16 protein-coding genes and 1 other RNA gene are annotated in these 15,807 nt (G+C 72.3%); 5 read left to right on the top strand and 12 right to left on the bottom strand.

The features are described 5' to 3' along the window. Window positions 1-3 precede the first annotated feature (3 nt). Both ACFFJG_RS15790 and ACFFJG_RS15785 read right to left on the bottom strand, forming a co-directional pair. Window positions 4-381 (bottom strand): sigma factor, encoded by a 378-nt coding sequence (locus tag ACFFJG_RS15790; RefSeq protein ID WP_378519744.1) that lies wholly within the window; start codon window positions 379-381, stop codon window positions 4-6. Between the two features lie 158 nt (window positions 382-539). Beyond that, entirely contained in the window at window positions 540-1,751 is a 1,212-nt protein-coding gene (locus ACFFJG_RS15785) for an FAD-dependent oxidoreductase (RefSeq protein ID WP_378519743.1), read from the bottom strand. A gap of 132 nt (window positions 1,752-1,883) precedes the next feature. On the opposite strand from ACFFJG_RS15785, the gene ACFFJG_RS15780 reads away from it, so the two are divergent. Continuing rightward, a complete protein-coding gene (locus ACFFJG_RS15780; RefSeq protein WP_378519742.1) occupies window positions 1,884-2,903 on the top strand; it encodes a glycoside hydrolase family 26 protein in 1,020 nt (339 codons plus the stop codon). Here ACFFJG_RS15780 and ACFFJG_RS15775 read toward each other — a convergent pair. From ACFFJG_RS15775 to map, 6 genes are all read right to left on the bottom strand, one after another. Further along, complete coding sequence (locus ACFFJG_RS15775) at window positions 2,877-3,539, bottom strand: sortase (protein ID WP_378519741.1); 663 nt, start codon at window positions 3,537-3,539, stop codon at window positions 2,877-2,879. The two genes, ACFFJG_RS15780 and ACFFJG_RS15775, sit on opposite strands and share 27 nt — an antisense overlap. Before the next feature lie 3 nt (window positions 3,540-3,542). After that, window positions 3,543-3,686 carry a hypothetical protein gene (locus ACFFJG_RS15770; RefSeq protein ID WP_378519740.1) on the bottom strand — a complete coding sequence of 48 codons (144 nt, stop codon included), beginning with the start codon at window positions 3,684-3,686 and terminating at the stop codon, window positions 3,543-3,545. Next, a complete protein-coding gene (locus ACFFJG_RS15765; protein WP_378519739.1) occupies window positions 3,687-4,790 on the bottom strand; it encodes a glycosyltransferase family 2 protein in 1,104 nt (367 codons plus the stop codon). Between the two features lie 616 nt (window positions 4,791-5,406). Beyond that, on the bottom strand, window positions 5,407-6,468 hold the full coding sequence (locus ACFFJG_RS15760) for a hypothetical protein (RefSeq protein WP_378519738.1): 1,062 nt from the start codon (window positions 6,466-6,468) through the stop codon (window positions 5,407-5,409). Between the two features lie 166 nt (window positions 6,469-6,634). Then, window positions 6,635-7,002: RNase P RNA component class A (gene rnpB, locus ACFFJG_RS15755), an RNA gene on the bottom strand. Window positions 7,003-7,024: 22 nt separating this feature from the next. Then, window positions 7,025-7,897, bottom strand: a complete 873-nt coding sequence (gene map, locus ACFFJG_RS15750; protein ID WP_378519737.1) for a type I methionyl aminopeptidase — start codon at window positions 7,895-7,897, stop codon at window positions 7,025-7,027. On the opposite strand from map, the gene ACFFJG_RS15745 reads away from it, so the two are divergent. Continuing rightward, window positions 7,896-8,120 (top strand): hypothetical protein, encoded by a 225-nt coding sequence (locus tag ACFFJG_RS15745; protein WP_378519736.1) that lies wholly within the window; start codon window positions 7,896-7,898, stop codon window positions 8,118-8,120. The two genes, map and ACFFJG_RS15745, sit on opposite strands and share 2 nt — an antisense overlap. A 44-nt stretch (window positions 8,121-8,164) precedes the next feature. Here ACFFJG_RS15745 and panB read toward each other — a convergent pair whose 3' ends face one another. The 3 genes from panB to ACFFJG_RS15730 form a co-directional block, all read right to left on the bottom strand. Then, entirely contained in the window at window positions 8,165-9,040 is an 876-nt protein-coding gene (gene panB / locus ACFFJG_RS15740) for a 3-methyl-2-oxobutanoate hydroxymethyltransferase (protein ID WP_378519735.1), read from the bottom strand. Window positions 9,041-9,152: 112 nt separating this feature from the next. Next, window positions 9,153-10,331 carry a PQQ-dependent sugar dehydrogenase gene (locus tag ACFFJG_RS15735; RefSeq protein WP_378519734.1) on the bottom strand — a complete coding sequence of 393 codons (1,179 nt, stop codon included), beginning with the start codon at window positions 10,329-10,331 and terminating at the stop codon, window positions 9,153-9,155. A 10-nt stretch (window positions 10,332-10,341) separates the two neighbouring features. Further along, window positions 10,342-11,232, bottom strand: coding sequence for a GNAT family N-acetyltransferase (locus ACFFJG_RS15730; protein ID WP_378519733.1), 891 nt, complete (start codon window positions 11,230-11,232; stop codon window positions 10,342-10,344). A 135-nt stretch (window positions 11,233-11,367) separates the two neighbouring features. Between ACFFJG_RS15730 and ACFFJG_RS15725 the strand changes: the two genes are divergently transcribed. The 3 genes from ACFFJG_RS15725 to ACFFJG_RS15715 all read left to right on the top strand — a co-directional run bounded on the left by ACFFJG_RS15725 (window position 11,368) and on the right by ACFFJG_RS15715 (window position 14,476). After that, entirely contained in the window at window positions 11,368-13,410 is a 2,043-nt protein-coding gene (locus ACFFJG_RS15725; RefSeq protein ID WP_378519731.1) for an NAD(+) synthase, read from the top strand. A 252-nt stretch (window positions 13,411-13,662) separates the two neighbouring features. Continuing rightward, entirely contained in the window at window positions 13,663-14,046 is a 384-nt protein-coding gene (locus ACFFJG_RS15720) for a hypothetical protein (protein ID WP_378519730.1), read from the top strand. 52 nt (window positions 14,047-14,098) lie between these two features. Continuing rightward, window positions 14,099-14,476 carry a hypothetical protein gene (locus ACFFJG_RS15715; RefSeq protein ID WP_378519729.1) on the top strand — a complete coding sequence of 126 codons (378 nt, stop codon included), beginning with the start codon at window positions 14,099-14,101 and terminating at the stop codon, window positions 14,474-14,476. Window positions 14,477-14,504: 28 nt separating this feature from the next. Here the strand turns inward: ACFFJG_RS15715 and ACFFJG_RS15710 are convergent, their stop codons facing one another. Next, window positions 14,505-15,806, bottom strand: coding sequence for a sensor histidine kinase (locus ACFFJG_RS15710; protein WP_378519728.1), 1,302 nt, complete (start codon window positions 15,804-15,806; stop codon window positions 14,505-14,507). Window position 15,807: the final 1 nt, after the last annotated feature.

Below are 15,807 nucleotides of genomic sequence, written 5' to 3'. Positions count from 1 at the left end.
CCCTCAGGCGACGTCGGTGCGCAGGTCCGCGAGCAGCGGGGCGTGGGAGGGACCGACCGGCACCGACGTGCCGTGGGTGCGCACGTGCGCGACCGCGAGGCGGTGGGCGGTCGCCACGATCCACGCGGCGGCGGAGACCTGGGCGCGGGAGTGGGCCGGTGCGTCGCGCCAGACCTCGGCGTAGGTCCGCCGCGCGACCTCGCAGGCCAGCCCCTCGTCCCCGACCACGTTGAGCGCGAGACCGAACACGGTCGGCGCCGTCGCGTCGTAGAGCGCGGCGAACGCCTCGTGGTCACCCCTGGCCACCCGGGCGAGCAACGGCCCGACCCGGTCCCTCGGCTCGTCGGGAACGACGACGGGGCGGGAGGAGGTCAGCGTCACCGGGGTCTCCAGGGTCAAGGGAGGTGCCCGCGACGGGGGGTCGGGGCGGCGATGACGTCGACGCTAGCCAGCCCGACGACCCCGCACACGCGATCCCATCCCTCCGGGTGAGCGCGTCCCGCACCCCGGGGTGGGAGGTGCTGCCTGCCCCCGCAGCGTCAGGAGGGGACGACCAGCGGGGGCAGCTCGCGGTCGGTCGAGGTGCTGGACGTGAACCTCGAGGCCAGGGCGCGGACGGGACCTGCCGCGGCCAGTCGGGTGCCGGCGTTGAAGAGGGCGACGCCGAGCCGCGACCGCGGGTTGGCAAGGCGGGGCGTCCCGGGCGGGAGGTCCTGCACGTCGTCGACGAGCGGGCGCAACCACTCCTCGTAGGACGCGAGCCCTCCGTCGACCGACTCCGCACGCGCGAGCTCGGCGGCCAGGACGTAGGCCCCGATGAGGGCGAGCGACGTGCCGAACCCCCCGATGGGCGTCACGCACCACGCAGCGTCGCCCAGCAGCACCACCCGACCCCTGCTCCAGGTTGGGCACCTGACCTGGGTGAGGTCGTCGAGGTAGAGGTCGTCGGCGTCGCCGAGGGCGGCCAGGATGCGGGGCGCCTCCCAGCCGACGTCGGAGAAGCGCTCGGCCAGCTCGGCGCGCAGCTCGTCGGGCGACAGGTCGCGCAGACCGGTGTCGTCGGTCATGAAGTTGAGCATCGCCCGCGTCGTCCCAGTGTTGTCGGGGCGCAGGTTGACCGAGCGCGACCCCGGCACGCTCATCCAGCGCCACCACCGGTCGTCGTCCTCGGTCCGCGGGATGGTCGCCCAGGCGCAGTACATGCCGAGCCGCTCGAGCTCCGGCTCGTCGTCCCCCGTCATGACGAGGCCTCGGGTGTGGGACCACGGTCCCTCCGCCACGACGACGAGGTCGTACTGCTCGACGCGCCCGCCGGCCAGCGTCACGGTCGCCGACGCGTCGTCCTGCTCGACCTCGACGACGTGGTCGCCGTAGCGCCAGGTGATGCCCTCGCTGCACGCCTCGCGCAGGACGCGAGCCAGCTCCCCGCGCAGGATCTCGAGCTCGGCGGTGGGGCCGTCGCCGGTCTCGTCGTCGGTGGGGAACTCCGAGACCGTGCCACCGTCCGCGTCGACGAAGCGCGTGCCGACCTCTCCCGTGCCGGCGTCGCGCACCGCGTCGAGCAGCTGCATCCGCTCCAGCACCTCGCGGGCCAGCCCCCGCACGTCGACGTTCTGCCCACCGGCGCGCGGCCCGTCGGCCCGCTCGAGGACCGTGACGTCCCAGCCGGTGCGGTCGAGCCAGTACGCCGCGGCGGGTCCGGCGACGCTCGCGCCGGTGACGAGCACGCGCGGTCGGGGTCGGGTGTCCATGCCGCCAGTGTGGCGCCCCGGTCCGAACAGCGGGCGCCCCAGGTGATTCCCCGATTCTCCTGCGGGGGTCCCGTGGCGCGATCTACGGTCAGCGTCCTGTCAATTGTTCACTCAATTTCCGAGGACGAGACCATGCCGGCTCCCGGGTCGCCGACCGCGCGCTTGCGCCGGTTCGTCAAGGTGGGGCTCGTGGTCCTCCTCCTGCTCGGCGTCCTCCCGCTGTCGGCGTCCGGCCTCGCGCCGGGCCGCCAGCCGGGGGCCGAGCCCGCAGCGCGCAAGCTCGGCGACCGCGTCACGTTCGGTGCGTACGTCGACGGGATGACCCACGACCCGGCGCTGCTCGACGGGTTCGAGGACCTGGTCGGCCACGACGCCGGCATCGCCTCCTACTACTGGGGCTACGGCGACGTCTTCCCCGGTCCGACCGAGCTCGCCTTCGCCGACGGCGGCCGCCGCCGGGTGCTGCTGTCGTGGGACATGGGCCCGACGCGCTTCGCCTCGTGGAGCAACGGCGAGCACGACGCGTACCTCGACACCCTCGTCGCAGCCGCCCGGGCCTACCCCTACGACGTGTACGTCCGTCCGTGGCCGGAGATGAACGGCGACTGGCAGACCTTCCAGCCGACGCGCCCCGGTGCCGCGCCGCGCGAGCACGGCGGGTCCTACGCCGAGTTCAAGAAGGCGTGGCGCCACGTCGTCACCTACTTCCGCGCCCGCGGCGCCGACAACGTGAAGTGGGTCTTCAACCCCACCACCGACGTCTACGCCGAGACCACCGACGTCCGGCGCATCTGGCCCGGCCGCAGGTACGTCGACGTGCTCGGCCTCGACGGCTTCAACTGGGGCAGCGACACGACGTGGGGACGCTGGCAGGGCTTCGAGCGCATCTTCGGCCCGCAGTACGACCGGCTCACCCGCCTGCACCCCACCGCGCCGGTGTGGGTGTGCGAGGTGGGCTCGAAGGAGCCGCGCAAGGACGACGGCGCCCCGGCCGACAGCAGCCGGAGCAAGGCGCAGTGGGTGCGCGACGCCCTCGCGACCCGCCGGTTCCCGCGGATCGAGGCGCTGGTGTGGTTCCAGGCCGACAAGGAGCGCGACTGGCGCGTGGACTCTTCCCCCGGCTCGCTACGAGCCCTGCGCGAGGGCCTCTGACGCCGAGCCGGCGCCGGTCGGCGAGCCGGTGCTGACGTCGACGAGCTCGGCCCGCACGTACATCCGCTTCGACGAGCCGTAGCGCGGCCAGCAGGTGGTGAGCGTGAGCTGGCGGCCCGGCAGCGGGTCGAGCACCCAGTCGGCGGTGACGGGGATGATCTCGGGCGCGGTGGTCAGCGCGTAGGTCCACGTGGTGCGGCCCTGACGCAGGTGCACCTCGTCGCCGACGCGGAGCCGGTCGAAGTCGATGAACGGGTCGCCGTGGCCGGCGCGGTGACCGGCGACGGCGACGTTGCCGCGCGCGCCCGGCAGCGGGGTGCCGGTGTAGTGGCCCGGGCCCAGCGCCAGCTGGTCGAGGTCGGTGCCCTCGACGACCACCCACGACCAGTCCGCGCCGAAGCGCGGGACGGTCATCTCGGCGACCGGCTGCCCGGTCGCCGCGGGGGAGGCGACGGGGTGGGGGTCCCGCCGCGTGGCGGCCGCGGGGACGTCCTGCCGGTCGAGGGCACGACGCAGGTCGGCCTGCGCGCTCGCGGTCTCGGCGCCCGTGCGCCACTGCTGCACGAACGGCCAGGCGGCGAGCCCGACGGCACCGAGCACCAGGACCACCACGGTCGAGATCGCGACGCGCCGCACGGCTCAGCCCTCGCGCTTGGGGATGATCCGCCCGACCGCCAGGGCGGCGGCCAGCAGCGCGAAGGCGGCCAGGAACCACCACAGGCCCTCGAAGGCCATGCCGGTGGCGGCGAGGCCGGTCGCGGGGAGGACGGAGTTGTTGTACATCTACCAGTTCCTTTCGGTACGGAGGAGGGCCTGGGCGAACGCCCGGGCCTGGACGAGCTGGAGGTACACGTCGAAGACCATCTCGACGACGAGGGGGGCGGCGAGCAGCATCTGGCGCCAGCCGCGGGCGCGGACGGTGACGACGCGCTCGACGACGAACACGCCGGACAGCGCCAGCCAGAAGGGGTGCAGCGTGAGGCCGACGGCGAGGCCGACGAGCAGGCTGCCGACGTAGAGCACGGTCGCGATGACGCCGAGCAGGCTCATCAGCTGGCGGCCCCAGTAGGGCCGGGTGACCGGCGTCCAGCCGTAGTCGAGGAGGTTCTCCAGTGCGCCGCGCTTCCAGCGCAGGCGCTGGTCGCCGAGCGCGCGCCACGTGGTCATCACCTCGGTCTCGAGGGTGCACGCGGCGGGGGCGAGGATGCGGTGGCCGAGGTGCATCAGGGCGAGCGAGAGCTCGTTGTCCTCAGTGAGGACCGAGGTGTCGTAGACCAGGCCGGCGCCGGTGCTGTCCGGGAGCCTGCCGTCGCTGCGGGCGGCCTTGACCTCGCGGAGCACCGCGACGGGGAAGACCGACGCGGTGCCGGTCAGCACGAGCGCGCGCCCGCGCAGGCGGCGTACGTCGCGGGCGTAGCGGGCGTACTCGTTGCGCTGGAACGTCCCGACCAGCCCACCGCCGGGGCCGCCGCGGAAGACGCCGCCGACCCCGCCGAGACGGGGGTCGAGCAGGTGGTGCCGGGCGGTGGCGAGGAACTCCGGGTCGAGCGTGCAGTCGGCGTCCATCACCAGGACGAGGTCGTCGTCCTCGAGCTCGGGCAGCAGCTGCTCCAGCGCCTGGTTGAGAGCGCCGGCCTTCTTGTGGACGTTGTCCACCGGCACGAGCACCATCGCGTCGTGCGCGCTCGCCACCCCGGCGGTGTCGTCGGTGCAGTTGTCGGCCACCACCACGACGTGGTCGGGCGGGCTGCTCTGTGCGCGCAGCGAGCTGATGGCGGCGCCGAGCAGCGCCTCCTCGTCGTGTGCCGGCAGCAGCGCCACCAGTCGGCCGAGCGCGCGCGTGCCTGTCGTGTCCGGCTCGGGCCGGACCATCGTCGTGTTCCCCACGATGGTCCACTGTTGGCAGACGTATAGCGCCTTCCCAAGGCTGGCGCACCTATCTTGAATCGATCTAGATAGTGTTGAGAAAGTCTTGCCGAGATGCAGACGGCACGCCCCGTAACCCCGGGGGCGACCGCGTCGTTGCGCGGGCCAGTCGGGACCGGTGGCGGGGGAGTGGGCCGGCCTGTAGGTCGGGAACGGGCCCCGCCTGCGGTCCAGCGGTGACTGTTGGTGGCTATTCGCCGCTGACCTGCGGGAACGGCTGGGTGACTAGTGCTTGCCAGTGACTGGCTGTGAGCGTGCTGGACTTTCTGCGGACTCAGCGCCCCGAAATGCCGGTACGGGCGGCTCTACAAAGAGCCACGCCACTCGTTCAGCGGCGTGGCTCTCTGTATTCCGAGGCACGAGAAGCCCATCAGAGCACGCCCACCTGCGTTCCTCTCGGAATGGCGGCCGCTCACTTCGACGTGCCTGCCCTGCTACCCGCCCTGCGCTCCGAGGCGACCCTTTACACGAGGAGCTCTTTAGGCCTTGGTCCTGCAGCCGGCTCGCAGGGACCACGTCTGATGCGGCGCCCCCGGTCTCGAGATGGTCCTCGTGAACCCGACTGAGCTTCAAAGTCTCATCTTCGAGGGACGGCGAGGGTCCGAGAGACATCGGCGCTGTAGTTGTCGCCCGCCGTCACTGCCTCAACCGCAGCGCGGATCTTGCTGTACTTGTAAGGCACGCGGACCTTCACATAGACCAAGGAAGAGATGCCGCCTCGCGTGTAGAAAGTGCGCCACCTGCCCTTGGAAAGGCCTTGGACAAGCACTTTTCGTTCGGGGCCGCTGCAGTACGTAGTCGAGCACAAGTACTCGATCTCGACCGTTCCCCCGAATCGCGCGTACTCGCTCCGCTTGAACCACACGTTCTTCTCAAGCTTGACCGTGGTCGCGTACGTGGCTGGCGGAGGCGGCGGGGGCGGGGGCGGCGTCGTGGGAACCGTGACGGTGAATGTCTCGTCTAGGAGAGTGCTGCCGGCGTCGAACTCTGCTCGCAACTGTCCGTAGAGACGGAAGGTGTAGCTGCCGGGCCCGGCCAGTCCACAGAATGACAGCGTGCTTGAGGTCTGGGTGATGGGCGGCTCCTCAAGCTCGAAGACGTCATCGACGGAGATGCCGGCTGAGTTCAACACGTCGGCCTCAATGACCCAGTAGTCGGTAGAAGCCGGGACGGTCACGTACCAGGTGACAGGGATGGTGACACAGGTTGCACCGGGGGATGTCGTGACGGACAGCGCTGTGTGACTTATCGCTGTTCCAGCGGCATGCGCTGGTGGTGCTGCCACAACTAGAGCGCCGACTAGGGCGGCAGCACAGGCAATGCGATTGAGTTGTTGATGCACGGACTTCCTCTTCGATACGAACGACCAATGGGCGAGGGTGTCGCCACGGCGACCGTACTTTGCTCCGACCGGCTCGTCAGGGGATTCGTCGTACGCGATCGCTGGCGGTGGGGGCATCGGGGCAGGTTCGGTTATATCTGCAAGAAGTTCCCGAGGGGGCGTAGCGCGTTCCACGCCATGCTCGTTCCGAGCCCGAACCAGGTGGGCGTTCCGGGCGGGGAACGTGTCGAATCCGAAGAAGCCATACCACTGTTTGCGCACTGACAGATTGCGTGGTTCGAGCAGCTCGCGGGGCATCAAAGAGGTCTCCGTCGCAATTCGTGCGCGTCGCCTACTCATCGCGCCGCCACCTCGAGTTGGCCGCCTTCGCGGCCCTCCGAGCCCGCGCTGGGAGTTGCCCCGTGCGGACTCTAAACGGACTGAGGAGGAGTGACGGTTGCGCTTCTCAGAACAGGCGTGATTGGGAGCGGGCCGGCCTGTAGGCCGGGTTCTGTCCTGCCGAAGCAGGGGCGACCATCCATCTGCGACGACCGTTGCCGGCCGCCTGGTGCGATCTACCCGGATGCTCGGGCGGGCAGCCCTCGGACGCATCCTGTCTGATCTTGCTCCGGGTGGGGTTTGCCTAGCTGCGCCGGTCGCCCGGCGCACTGGTGGTCTCTTGCACCACCGTTTCACCCTTACCGCCCGGCACGCCGGGAGGCGGTCTGTTCTCTGTGGCACTGATCCCGCGGGTTTCCCCGGGTGGCTGTTGGCCACCACCCTGCCCTGTGGAGCCCGGACCTTCCTCGACCCCGTGCTCGCGCACGGCGCCGCGGCCGCCCGGCCGACCCACTCGCGGGGGAGTCTAGGCGGCTCAGGGGTTCGTCAGCACCTCGGCGCCGGTCTCGGTGACGAGCAGGGTGTGCTCGAACTGCGCGGAGCGGCGACGGTCCTTGGTCACGACGGTCCAGCCGTCGTCCCACATGTCGTAGTCGGGGGTGCCGAGGTTGAGCATCGGCTCGATGGTGAAGGTCATCCCGACGCGGATCTCGTCGTCGTAGCGCGGGTCGTCGTAGTGGGGGATGATCAGCCCGGAGTGGAACGCCGTGCCGATCCCGTGGCCGGTGAAGTCGCGCACGACGCCGTAGCCGAACCGCTTGGCGTAGGCCTCGATCACGCGGCCGATGACGTTGACCCGCCGGCCGGGCTTGACGGCCTTGATGGCCCGGTCGAGCGACTCCTTCGTGCGCTCGACGAGCAGGCGCGACTCCTCGTCGACGTCGCCGGCCAGGAAGGTCGCGTTGGTGTCGCCGTGCACGCCGCCGATGAAGGCGGTGATGTCGATGTTGACGATGTCGCCGTCCTCGACCACCCGCGCGTCGGGGATGCCGTGGCAGATCACCTCGTTGACGCTCGAGCACAGCGACTTCGGGAAGCCGCGGTAGCCGAGCGTGGAGGGGTAGGCGCCGTGGTCGCAGAGGAACTCGTGGCCGATGCGGTCGAGCTCGTCGGTGGTCACGCCGGGCACGACGTGGCGACCGACCAGCTCGCGGGCCTGCGCGGCGAGCCGGCCCGCCACGCGCATCCGCTCGATCGTCTCGGCGTCCTTGACCTCCTCGCCCCGGAACCGCTCGGGCGCCGGCTGGTCGACGTACTCCGGGCGGGCGATGGAGGCGGGGACCGCGCGGCGCGGCGAGACGGCGGCGGGGGCTACGGCAGGCACGGCGCGAGTGTAGTTTCGGGCCATGAGCGAGAACGAATACTGGTTCTGCCTGACCCACCACGCGGTCGAGGGGCGCGACGGCTGCAAGAACGCCGACCGCCTCGGCCCCTACGCCACCGCCGAGGAGGCCTCGCACGCGCTGGAGAAGGTGCAGCAGCGCAACGAGCAGTGGGACAACGACCCCGACTGGAACGACAACGGTCCCGCCTCCGGCAACGGGATGGTCGACGGCACGCCCGACAGCTGAGCCGTCGGGCGCGCCTGGATCAGGGGTGCGTCAGGGCGCGTGCGTCAGAAGGTGTGCTCGGCGCCAGGGAACGTGCCGCCGCGCACGTCGTCGGCGTAGGCACGCGCAGCGTCGAGCAGCACCTGGTGTACGTCGGCGTACTGCTTGACGAAGCGCGCCATCCGGCCGGTGCGCAGCCCGAAAGCGTCCTGCCAGACCAGCACCTGGCCGTCGCAGCCGGCGCCCGCGCCGATGCCGATGGTCGGGATGGTCAGCTCCTTGCTGATCCGCTCGGCGACGTCACCGGGCACCATCTCCATCACCACCGCGAACGCGCCGGCCTCCTGCACCGCGCGCGCGTCGGCGACGATCCGGTCGCTCGTCTCGCCGCGGCCCTGCACCCGGTAGCCGCCCAGCGTGTGCTCGGACTGCGGGGTGAAGCCGATGTGGGCCATCACCGGGATGCCGCCGCGCGTGCAGCGCTCGATGACGGGCGCCATCTCGGCGCCGCCCTCGAGCTTGACGCAGTGGGCGCCGGCCTCCTTCATGAACCGCACGGCGGTGAGGTAGCCCTGCTCGGGCGAGGCCTGGTAGCTGCCGAACGGCAGGTCGCCGACGACCATCGCGCGCTTCGTCGACCGCGCGACGGCGCGCGTCAGGGGAAGCAGCTCGTCGACGGTGACGGGCAGCGAGGTCTCGTTGCCGAAGACGTTGTTGGAGGCGGAGTCACCGACGAGCAGCAGGTCGATGCCCGCCTCGTCGAACGTCGCCGCGGTGTACATGTCGTACGCCGTCAGCATCGTGATCTTCTCGCCCCGCTCCTTCATCTCGCGGAGGTGGTGGGTGCGGACCCGCTTCACGGGCGCCGCCGGGGCGCTGGGACCGGAGCCGTAGGGGGCGGTCTCCTCGGCCGGGGCAGGCTTGTCGGACAGCTCGGACATCGGTGCCTCTCGTCATCTCGCAGCTCCCTGCTGGAGTCCACGGACCACGATCAGGCTAGTGCGCAACCCGCGGGTAGGCGCCTGTGTCGCCCCTCACACGGGCCCCGGCCAGTCAGCGGGGCGTCACGCGCAGCACGCGGTCGTCGGTGCCGTTGTCGGTGGTGACGAGCAGGTCGCCGCTGCGCGCCGAGGTGACCGAGCGCAGCCGGCCGAGCTGCTGGAGCGCCTTCGGGCTGCGCACCCACTGCAGGGTGCCCTGGTCGTCGAAGCGCAGGAACACGACCCGCGAGGCCTTGAGCGCGGCGACGGCCAGCGTGCCGTCGAGGGCGCCCCACTGCCGGCCGTGCACCCATGCGCCACCGGACGTGGCCAGGGTCGGGTCGCCGGACGACCAGCGGGCGTCCTGCTGCTCGCCGGGCAGCGACTGGTCGGTCATCGGCACGGACTCGTCGTAGCCCGGGACCGGGTTCCAGCCGTAGTCGCCGCCGGGGACGAGCAGGTTGACCTCGTCGTCGCGGTAGCTGCCCTGCTCGACCGACCACAGCGTGCCGTCGTCGCGCTGCGCGAGGCCCTGGACGTTGCGGTGGCCGTAGGTCCACACGAAGCGGCGGGCGGTCGTGGCGTCGGCGAACGGGTTGTCGGCCATCGGCTCGCCGGTGAACCGGTGCACGCGCAGCGTCTTGCCGCCGAGGGAGTCGAGGTCGCGCGGGTTGGTGCCGACCGCGGCGTCGCCGGTGCCGACGACGAGCGCGTCGGAGTCGCGGTCGAGGAGCAGCCGGCAGCCGCCGTGGCGTCCGGAGGAGGAGGGCAGGCCGGTGAGCACCGTGCGCGGATGGGAGAGACGCTTCCAGCGGGGGTCGGCGCGCCAGCGGGTGACCTGCACGTGGTTGCCCCCGACGCTCGAGCCGTGGCACGCCCAGACCGTGCGGGAGGCCGGGTCGAGTGCCAGCGACATCAGCCCGGTCTCGCCCGAGACCCACACCTGGCCCGCGAGGTCGGCGAGGGTGCGTCGCTTGCCGTGGCGCACGACGCTGACGCGGGCCCGGTCGCGCTCGGTGACGAGCAGGCGCCCGCCCGGCGCCTGCTGCACGTCCCAGGGGTGCTGCAGGCGGCGTACGACGGTGCGGACCCGCAGCCGGGGCACCTGCGCGGCGCGGTCGGCGGCCGGGCCGGCTCCACGGTCAGCGGCTGGGTGGGTGCCGGCCGTGCTGGGCGACAGCCCTGTCAGCAGGCCGGCGACGAGGGCCGCGAGGGCCAGGGACAGCGAGGTGGTGCGGAGGTGGTGGCGCACCCCGGCGACGCTAGTCGAGCGGCAGGTGGCGCGCCACCATCGTGCTGCGGCGGGTGGTGGCGTAACCGAGCCGGGTGTTGAGCGTACGCATCGCCTCGTTGCCGTCCTGGGTCCAGGTGTAGACCTCCGCGATCCCGTGCTCGGAGGCCCACTTCAGGGTGCGCAGCTTGAGGTGGACCGCCAGGCCGCGCCCGCGCCAGTCGCGGCGCACGGCGGTCAGCGCGTTCTCCGCGCGGTCGGGGACGTCGGTGTCGAGGACGAGACCGGCGCAGCCGACGACCTCGCCGTCGTGGACGGCGAGGAACATCGGGTCGCCGAGCCAGGAGGTGGCCCACCGCTCGGGCGTGACGTCGAGGGCGGTCGACAGCGCGAAGTCCTCGGTCGCCTGCCGCCCGAAGACCTCGTACGACGCCTCCCACAGCCCCGGACGATCCGCGGCGAGAACCACCTCGACGTCGTCGGGCAGCTCCGGTGGGGACGGCACGTCGTCGACCGGGCGGGTCTGCTCGACCTCGTGGTCGGTGTCCTGGAAGCCCTGGCAGTGGGCGAACGCCAGCGAGTCGTCGTCGTCGACGGTCGCCCGGACCCGCAGCAGGTCGTGGGCCTCGAGGTGCGCGGCGAGCTCGTGCAGCAGGGCGGTGCCGATCCGGCGGCGGCGGAAGCCGGGCAGCACCCGCGGGGCCACCGACCCGGTGCCGGCGGAGTCCGAGCGGTCGGCGAGCCCGGAGCCCGCCAGCACCCCGTCGTCGTACGCCAGGAGCATCAGCCGGGTCTCCCGCTCGTCCTGCCGGCGCAGCTCCTCGACGGGGTCGCAGCGCTCGTAGGGGAGCACGGCGATGCGCACCGAGCGCCACGCCTCGTAGTCGGCGTCGCTCGCGCAGCGGGTGATCTCCAGGGCCATGGGTGCACCCTGACGGCCCCTGCCGGGGTAGTCCAGTGAGATTGCGTCGTCGGAGGGCCCGCCGGACGACGTTCTGCCACTGGACTACCCCCGCGTGGGCGGTGGCACCGGCGGCCGCTTCCCTAGAGTGGCGCCGTGGACTTCTACTCCGCCTACGCCCAGGGCTTCGCGCGGGTCGCGGCCATCACGCTCCCGGTGCACCTGGCCGACCCGGCGGCCAACGCGGCCGCGGTGCTCGAGCAGGCGCGGGCCTGCCACGACGAGCACGTCGCCGTCGCCGTCTTCCCCGAGCTGTGCCTGACCGGCTACTCCGTCGACGACCTCTTCCTGCAGGACACCCTGCTCGCGAGCGTCGAGGAGGCGATCGCGGAGATCGTCGCCGCCAGCGCCGACCTGATGAGCGTGCTGGTGATCGGCGCGCCGCTGGTGCAGGGCAACCGGGTGCACAACTGCGCAGTCGTCATCCACCGCGGCACGGTCCTGGGCGTCGCACCGAAGTCGTACCTGCCGAACTACCGCGAGTTCTACGAGCGCCGCTGGTTCGCGCCCGGCGACGACCGCGAGCTCGAGTGGATCACCGTGGCCGGCCACGACGTGCGGTTCGGGCCCGACCTGCTCTTCCGCTGCCTCGACGTCCCCGGCCTCGACCTGCACGTCGAGGTCTGCGAGGACATGTGGGTGCCGGTGCCGCCGAGCGCCGAAGCCGCGCTCGCCGGAGCGACCGTGCTGGCCAACCTCAGCGGCTCGCCGATCACGGTGGCGCGCGCGGAGGACCGCCGGCTGCTGGTGCGCAGCGCCAGCGCGCGCTGCTCTGCGGCCTACGTCTACGCCGCCGCCGGGCAGGGCGAGTCCACCACCGACCTCAGCTGGGACGGCCAGACGCTGGTCTACGAGGCCGGCGACCTGCTCGGCGAGGGCGAGCGGTTCCCCGACGGCCCGCGCCGCACGGTCGTCGACGTCGACCTCGACCGGCTGCGTCAGGAGCGGCTGCGGCAGGGCACGTTCGACGACAACCGGCGTACGCACCACGAGCGGGTGCAGCGCTTCCGCACCGTGGGGTGGGAGCTCGAGCCGCCGGCCGGCGACATCGGCCTGCTCCGCAAGGTCGACCGCTTCCCGTTCGTGCCCGACGACCCGGAGCGGCTCGAGCTCGACTGCTACGAGGCCTACAACATCCAGGTCTCCGGCCTGGAGCGGCGGCTCGCCTCCATCGGCACCCCCAAGGCTGTCATCGGCGTCAGCGGGGGACTCGACTCCACCCACGCGCTGATCGTGGCGTGCAAGGCGATGGACCGGCTCGGTCGCCCGCGCAGCGACGTGCTCGCCTTCACGATGCCGGGCTTCGCGACGGGCGAGGCCAGCAAGTCGTACGCCACCCGGCTCTCGCAGGCGCTCGGCGTCACGTTCGAGGAGCTCGACATCCGCCCGGCCGCCGAGCAGATGCTCAAGGACATGGGGCACCCGTTCGGTCGCGGCGAGAAGGTCTACGACGTGACGTTCGAGAACGTCCAGGCCGGGCTGCGCTACGACTACCTCTTCCGCCTCGCCAACCAGCGCGGCGGCATCGTCGTCGGCACCGGCGACCTGTCCGAGCTGGCGCTCGGCTGGTGCACCTACGGCGTCGGCGACCAGATGTCGCACTACACCGTCAACGCGGGCGTGCCGAAGACGCTCGTGCAGCACCTGATCCGCTGGGTGATCTCGCACGGCGAGTTCGAGCCGGAGGTCGGCGACGTGCTCGGCGACATCCTGCGCCAGGAGATCACGCCCGAGCTGATCCCCATCGAGGAGGGCGTCAAGCCGCAGGCCACGGAGGACTCCGTCGGCCCCTACAACCTCCAGGACTTCACCCTCGCCCACGTCGTGCGCCTCGGCATGCGACCGCGCCGGATCGCCTTCCTGGCCTGGCACGCGTGGAAGGACCTCGAGGCCGGCGAGTGGCCGCCGGGCTTCCCCGACGACGCGCGCGTGGCGTACTCGCTCGAGGACGTGCGCCGGTGGCTGGAGGTCTTCGTCAAGCGCTTCTTCGCCAACCAGTTCAAGCGTTCCGCGCTGCCCAACGGTCCGAAGGTGAGCGCCATCGGCACGATGAGCCCCCGCGGCGACTGGCGGATGCCCAGCGACGCCCGCGGCACCGCCTGGCTCGCCGAGATCGAGCGGGACGTCCCGACCGCCTGAGGCGGCCACCCTTTGTCGCTGGAGCGGTGGCCCAGCCACATTCCCAGCCTGCGAAAGGTGGCTGGACCACCGCTCGGTCCGGCACCGGTGGCCCAGCCACCTTTCTTGGCTCCGAAACGTGGCTGGGCCACCGCCCGGGCGGGAGGTCTGTCTTAGCGCGCCCTTAGCCACGGGCTGGAGCGCGGTTAGCCGCGGTCGTACGAACCTCGTCGCATGACGTCGGACGGCGTCACGGAGACGAGGAGGAAACCCGTGCAGAAGAAGGCAGTCATCGGTGCAGGCGCAGCGGCCGCGGTCGTGGTCGGTCTGGGCGCCTGGTGGGCCGTGGACGCCACGGCCGAGACGCAGGCCGCCGAGCGCGGCACCTGCGGCGGCGCGACCTGGGAGCTGAGCGCGGAGGAGGAGGACGGCGGGACCGAGGTCAGCGCCGAGCTCCAGTCGTCCGGCCCGGGCGAGGCGTGGGAGGTCGAGCTGATGCGCGGCGACACCGCGCTCCTGGCCGGCACCCGCACGACCGACGAGGACGGCGAGATCGACGTCGACGCGTTCGCCTCCGGCGCGCCCGGCGACGCGACGTACGCCGTCACCTTCACGCCCGCCGAGGGCGAGCCCTGCACCGCCACGCTCGGCTCCTGACGCGCGCGACCCACCACACCATCACCCCACCCGCACGACCGAGGAGAACCCCATGAAGAAGACGCTCATCGCCACCACCGCCCTGATCGCCACCGCCGGCGGCGCCGCCGTCGCTGTCGCGTCGCCGGCCAGCGCCGACGTGGAGCGCCGCGGCACCTGTGCCGGCGCGACCTACGAGCTCAACGTCGACCGCGAGCGCGGCGGCTGGGACGTCGACGCCGACCTCGAGGGCGCTCGCGCCGGCAGCGAGTGGAAGGTCGTCCTGCGCCACGACGGCGCGGTCGCCGCGTCGCGCACCCTGCGCGCCGACGACGAGGGCGAGCTCGACCTCGACGCCTTCCGCCGCGACACCGCGGGCAAGGACACCTTCAAGCTCACCGTGAAGCCCGTCGGAGGCACTGCCTGCTCGACCTCGCTCACCGTGCGCTGAGCCTCGGCCCACGGGCCAGGAGCCCGGGTCAGTCCGTCCGCAACGTGACGGCGACCCGGGCTCCTCCCATGTCCGAGGGCCCCACGACCAGCTCGCCGCCCGAGTCGTGCGCCGTGCGCGCCGCGATGGAGAGGCCCAGCCCGGTCGAGCCGGCGCCGCTGGCGCCGCGGCCGGTGACGTCCACGTCGGCCGGCAGCCCGGGGCCGGCGTCGTCGACGACCAGGTCGACCGCCGCGTCGGTGGCGCTGAGCGTGACGCGGACGGGTGCGTCGTCGGGGGTGTGGGAGAAGACGTTGTCGAGCAGCACGTCGACCAGCGCCTCGAGGTCGGCCGCGCTCGCCCGCAGCAGCGGGCCCGAGGTGGCCAGGTCGGTCGACCACGGCCGCCCCAGGTCCTCCGCAAGAGGCGCCCAGTGGCGTACGCGGCCGGCGAGCACGGCGATGGCGTCGGTGCGCGGGTCGAGCCCCTCGCGCTCGGAGCGGCGGGCCTCCCGCACGATGCCGTCGACGGTCGCCTGGAGGGCGTCGAGGTCGGAGCCGAGCCGCTCGCGCAGGTCGGGGTCGGGCACGGACTCGACCCTCAGCCGCAGCGCGGTGACGGGAGTGCGGAGGCGGTGGGACAGGTCGGCGACGTTCTCCCGCTCGCGCGCGAGCAGCAGCTCGATGCGGCCGACGAGGCGGCCGATGGCGGCCCCGAGCTCGCGCACCTCCGGCGGGCCGGACTCCTCGGGCACCGGGGTGATGCTCGCGCCGGAGCCGAGGGTCTGGGTGTGCTCGGCCAGGCGGCGGATGGGCTGCACGAACGAGCGCCCGAGCCGGTCGACCACCACCAGCGAGCCCGCCAGGAGCGTGAGGCCGAGCAGCGCCAGCAGGCCCCACGCGAGGCCGACCGTCGAGGTGACGCCCGGCTCCTCGACGACCACGCGGATCACCGGGGTCTGCGACGGGAGCGCCGAGGACCCGCCCCGCGAGACCGGGACCAGGATCTGCGAGCCGCCTGGTACGTCGTCGACGCGGGCGCGCCCGGTGTTGCGGGCGTCGAGCACGCGCGCGTCCTCGCCCTGGTCGGGACCGACGTCGGCACCCGACGGGTAGAGCACGGTGATGCGGGTCGGGGAGTCACCGGCGTTGAGGCGGTCGAGATAGACCGACACCGAGCCGCGGTCGTCGTAGCGCGAGACCACCGTCTCGACGGCCTGCACCTCCAGCGCCGCCCGGGCCAGACGGTCCTCGAGGGCATAGCTGCGCACCAGGATCGCCATCGGCACCAGCATCGCGAGCAGCACCATCGAGATCGCGGCCCCCGCGGTGACGAGCAGGCTGCGGCGCACC

It is taken from the genome of Nocardioides zeicaulis (assembly GCF_042432345.1).
GTDB lineage: Bacteria > Actinomycetota > Actinomycetes > Propionibacteriales > Nocardioidaceae > Nocardioides > Nocardioides zeicaulis.
Note: the sequence above shows the minus strand (reverse complement) of the source record. Positions and strands in the feature narration are given on the sequence as shown.

Bases quoted from the DNA above. Each gene is read 5' to 3' on its own strand.
- panB (WP_378519735.1), bottom strand. From the start codon at position 9,040: ATGTCCGAGCTGTCCGACAAGCCTGCCCCGGCCGAGGAGACCGCCCCC.
- ACFFJG_RS15745 (WP_378519736.1), top strand. From the start codon at position 7,896: ATGAGCGAGAACGAATACTGGTTCTGCCTGACCCACCACGCGGTCGAG.
- ACFFJG_RS15730 (WP_378519733.1), bottom strand. From the start codon at position 11,232: ATGGCCCTGGAGATCACCCGCTGCGCGAGCGACGCCGACTACGAGGCG.
- ACFFJG_RS15780 (WP_378519742.1), top strand. From the start codon at position 1,884: ATGCCGGCTCCCGGGTCGCCGACCGCGCGCTTGCGCCGGTTCGTCAAG.
- map (WP_378519737.1), bottom strand. From the start codon at position 7,897: ATGGCCCGAAACTACACTCGCGCCGTGCCTGCCGTAGCCCCCGCCGCC.
- ACFFJG_RS15715 (WP_378519729.1), top strand. From the start codon at position 14,099: ATGAAGAAGACGCTCATCGCCACCACCGCCCTGATCGCCACCGCCGGC.
- ACFFJG_RS15760 (WP_378519738.1), bottom strand. From the start codon at position 6,468: ATGCCCCGCGAGCTGCTCGAACCACGCAATCTGTCAGTGCGCAAACAG.
- ACFFJG_RS15770 (WP_378519740.1), bottom strand. From the start codon at position 3,686: ATGTACAACAACTCCGTCCTCCCCGCGACCGGCCTCGCCGCCACCGGC.
- ACFFJG_RS15785 (WP_378519743.1), bottom strand. From the start codon at position 1,751: ATGGACACCCGACCCCGACCGCGCGTGCTCGTCACCGGCGCGAGCGTC.